Origin of the sequence: Chryseomicrobium palamuruense, from assembly GCF_042649045.1 — a bacterium.
Lineage (GTDB): Bacteria > Bacillota > Bacilli > Bacillales_A > Planococcaceae > Chryseomicrobium > Chryseomicrobium palamuruense.
Window position 1 is genome coordinate 1 of record NZ_JBHSEF010000004.1, and the last position, 2,598, is coordinate 2,598.

The window sequence follows — 2,598 nt, forward strand, 5'->3', positions numbered from 1 at the left end:
GGATTTTTTTGTCCATAGCTGAAAGCTCTCAGGAACCCCCTGCATTGCAGGGGGTATTCAGATTACAAAAAGAAAAAAACACTCTCTTCTCGAAAGAAGAGAGTGTTTTCTGATGACCCCTACGGGATTCGAACCCGTGTTACCGCCGTGAAAGGGCGGTGTCTTAACCGCTTGACCAAGGGGCCAATCCATATGGCGGAGAAGGAGGGATTTGAACCCTCGCGCCGGTTGCCCGACCTACACCCTTAGCAGGGGCGCCTCTTCAGCCACTTGAGTACTTCCCCATAATGGCTCCGAAGGCAGGACTCGAACCTGCGACCTGCCGGTTAACAGCCGGATGCTCTACCAACTGAGCTACTTCGGAATAACATGGTGGGCCTAAATGGACTCGAACCATCGACCTCACGCTTATCAGGCGTGCGCTCTAACCAGCTGAGCTATAGGCCCATTGTTGGAGCGGGTGAAGGGAATCGAACCCTCATCACCAGCTTGGAAGGCTGGGGTTTTACCACTAAACTACACCCGCAAATGGTGGCTCAGGACGGAATCGAACCGCCGACACAAGGATTTTCAGTCCTTTGCTCTACCAACTGAGCTACTGAGCCGATTATGTATTCTGTTTTAAAAAATGGCGGTCCCGACGGGAATCGAACCCGCGATCTCCTGCGTGACAGGCAGGCATGTTAACCGCTACACCACGGGACCTTGGTTGCGGGGGCAGGATTTGAACCTGCGACCTTCGGGTTATGAGCCCGACGAGCTACCGAGCTGCTCCACCCCGCGACAATAGTATTTAGTTGACTCTAGTTACACATCCTAGAAACCCACTCTTCAATCTGTCGCACCCAACAAGGCAAAGAACGCCTTTTTTGTGCACGCCTGATTGATTCGGACTTTCTGGATCAGGATGTTTCACTTTATAAAGAAATGGAGGAGGTAGAGGGATTCGAACCCCCGCGCGATTTGACTCGCCTGTCGGTTTTCAAGACCGATCCCTTCAGCCGGACTTGGGTATACCTCCGCTGTATGATTATACTGGTGGACCTTGCAGGACTCGAACCTGCGACCGGACGGTTATGAGCCGTCTGCTCTAACCAACTGAGCTAAAGGTCCTTAAGATGGCGGCCGAGGGGATCGAACCCCCGACCTCACGGGTATGAACCGTACGCTCTAGCCAGCTGAGCTAGGCCGCCATAATAAGTATAAAGTTAAATTGGTGGAGCCTAGCGGGATCGAACCGCTGACCTCCTGCGTGCAAGGCAGGCGCTCTCCCAGCTGAGCTAAGGCCCCATGTTCGGCTTACAATACGCATCGCAATTCTTCCTCGAACTGCTCGTATCTTGAAACCTCTGAGTAGGATGAAAAGTATAAATGGTCGAGAAGACAGGATTCGAACCTGCGACCCCTTGGTCCCAAACCAAGTGCTCTACCAAGCTGAGCTACTTCTCGTATTATGGCGCGCCCGGCAGGAGTCGAACCCACAACCTTCTGATCCGTAGTCAGACGCTCTATCCAATTGAGCTACGGGCGCATACTATCTAGTTGAAAAGTGGTGCCGAGGACCGGAATCGAACCGGTACGGTAGTCACCTACCGCAGGATTTTAAGTCCTGTGCGTCTGCCAGTTCCGCCACCCCGGCAAGGGTGTAAAAAGGCAAAAAAATAATGGAGCGGAAGACGAGGTTCGAACTCGCGACCCCCACCTTGGCAAGGTGGTGTTCTACCACTGAACTACTTCCGCTTTATGAAAATGGTGCGGGTGAAGGGAGTCGAACCCCCACGCCTTGCGGCGCTAGATCCTAAGTCTAGTGCGTCTGCCAGTTCCGCCACACCCGCATATTCATAATAAATGGTGAGCCATGAAGGACTCGAACCTTCGACCCTCTGATTAAAAGTCAGATGCTCTACCAACTGAGCTAATGGCTCTCAAAGTGGTGCCGGCGAAAGGACTTGAACCCTCAACCTACTGATTACAAGTCAGTTGCTCTACCAGTTGAGCTACACCGGCACGGTGTAGATTCCAGTTTCATAGCCTAGAAACTCACTCTAAAATCTGTCGCACCCAATGAGGCAAAGGGCGCCTCTTTGTGCACGCCTGATTTTCTCGGATTTTCTGGAGCAGGCTATTACACTTTATAAATAAATGGTGGAGGATGACGGGATCGAACCGCCGACCCCCTGCTTGTAAGGCAGGTGCTCTCCCAGCTGAGCTAATCCTCCATTGCCTAGCGACGTCCTACTCTCACAGGGGGAGACCCCCAACTACCATCGGCGCTGAAGAGCTTAACTTCCGTGTTCGGTATGGGAACGGGTGTGACCTCTTCGCTATCGTCACTAGACTATGTATTCATTTGAAAGACAAGTTTTATTATACCAATTCTGTGCCGTTTGGCAAGTAGATTTGATAATTTATTTGTTCTCTCAAAACTGGATAGAACTTCATTGATTTTGTTTGTCGATGTAGACTGATCCCGATGGAATCGAGTTGCGTGACCTAGAAATACACTCCAAGATCTGTCGCACCCAATGAGGCAAAGGACGCCTCTCTGTGCACGCCCGATCTTCTCGGAATTTCTGGCGTAGGTCACTCCACATCTAA

Annotated in this window: 20 tRNA genes and 1 rRNA gene; all 21 read right to left on the reverse strand. The window is 51.5% G+C overall.

Annotated elements, in window-relative coordinates:
• Nucleotides 1–113: 113 nt before the first annotated feature.
• Nucleotides 114–185 (reverse strand) — tRNA-Glu (locus tag ACFO0S_RS00235).
• A gap of 8 nt (nt 186–193) precedes the next feature.
• Nucleotides 194–284 (reverse strand) — tRNA-Ser (locus ACFO0S_RS00240).
• Between the two features lie 4 nt (nt 285–288).
• Nucleotides 289–364: transfer RNA gene (locus ACFO0S_RS00245), tRNA-Asn, on the reverse strand.
• Nucleotides 365–370: 6 nt separating this feature from the next.
• A tRNA-Ile gene (locus ACFO0S_RS00250) sits at nt 371–447 on the reverse strand.
• A 5-nt stretch (nt 448–452) separates the two neighbouring features.
• Nucleotides 453–526: transfer RNA gene (locus tag ACFO0S_RS00255), tRNA-Gly, on the reverse strand.
• Between the two features lie 3 nt (nt 527–529).
• Nucleotides 530–605, reverse strand: a tRNA-Phe gene (locus ACFO0S_RS00260).
• Nucleotides 606–629: 24 nt separating this feature from the next.
• Nucleotides 630–705, reverse strand: a tRNA-Asp gene (locus ACFO0S_RS00265).
• A gap of 1 nt (nt 706) precedes the next feature.
• Nucleotides 707–783 (reverse strand) — tRNA-Met (locus tag ACFO0S_RS00270).
• A gap of 145 nt (nt 784–928) precedes the next feature.
• Nucleotides 929–1,021, reverse strand: a tRNA-Ser gene (locus ACFO0S_RS00275).
• A gap of 15 nt (nt 1,022–1,036) precedes the next feature.
• A tRNA-Ile gene (locus tag ACFO0S_RS00280) sits at nt 1,037–1,113 on the reverse strand.
• A gap of 6 nt (nt 1,114–1,119) precedes the next feature.
• A tRNA-Met gene (locus ACFO0S_RS00285) sits at nt 1,120–1,193 on the reverse strand.
• A 21-nt stretch (nt 1,194–1,214) separates the two neighbouring features.
• A tRNA-Ala gene (locus ACFO0S_RS00290) sits at nt 1,215–1,290 on the reverse strand.
• Nucleotides 1,291–1,372: 82 nt separating this feature from the next.
• Nucleotides 1,373–1,449 (reverse strand) — tRNA-Pro (locus tag ACFO0S_RS00295).
• A gap of 5 nt (nt 1,450–1,454) precedes the next feature.
• Nucleotides 1,455–1,531, reverse strand: a tRNA-Arg gene (locus ACFO0S_RS00300).
• 19 nt (nt 1,532–1,550) lie between these two features.
• Nucleotides 1,551–1,639, reverse strand: a tRNA-Leu gene (locus tag ACFO0S_RS00305).
• A gap of 26 nt (nt 1,640–1,665) precedes the next feature.
• Nucleotides 1,666–1,740 (reverse strand) — tRNA-Gly (locus tag ACFO0S_RS00310).
• A 10-nt stretch (nt 1,741–1,750) separates the two neighbouring features.
• A tRNA-Leu gene (locus ACFO0S_RS00315) sits at nt 1,751–1,835 on the reverse strand.
• Between the two features lie 14 nt (nt 1,836–1,849).
• Nucleotides 1,850–1,925: transfer RNA gene (locus ACFO0S_RS00320), tRNA-Lys, on the reverse strand.
• Between the two features lie 6 nt (nt 1,926–1,931).
• Nucleotides 1,932–2,007, reverse strand: a tRNA-Thr gene (locus tag ACFO0S_RS00325).
• A 136-nt stretch (nt 2,008–2,143) separates the two neighbouring features.
• Nucleotides 2,144–2,219, reverse strand: a tRNA-Val gene (locus tag ACFO0S_RS00330).
• Nucleotides 2,220–2,222: 3 nt separating this feature from the next.
• Nucleotides 2,223–2,338: ribosomal RNA gene (gene rrf, locus ACFO0S_RS00335) — 5S ribosomal RNA — on the reverse strand.
• Between the last annotated feature and the right edge of the window lie 260 nt (nt 2,339–2,598).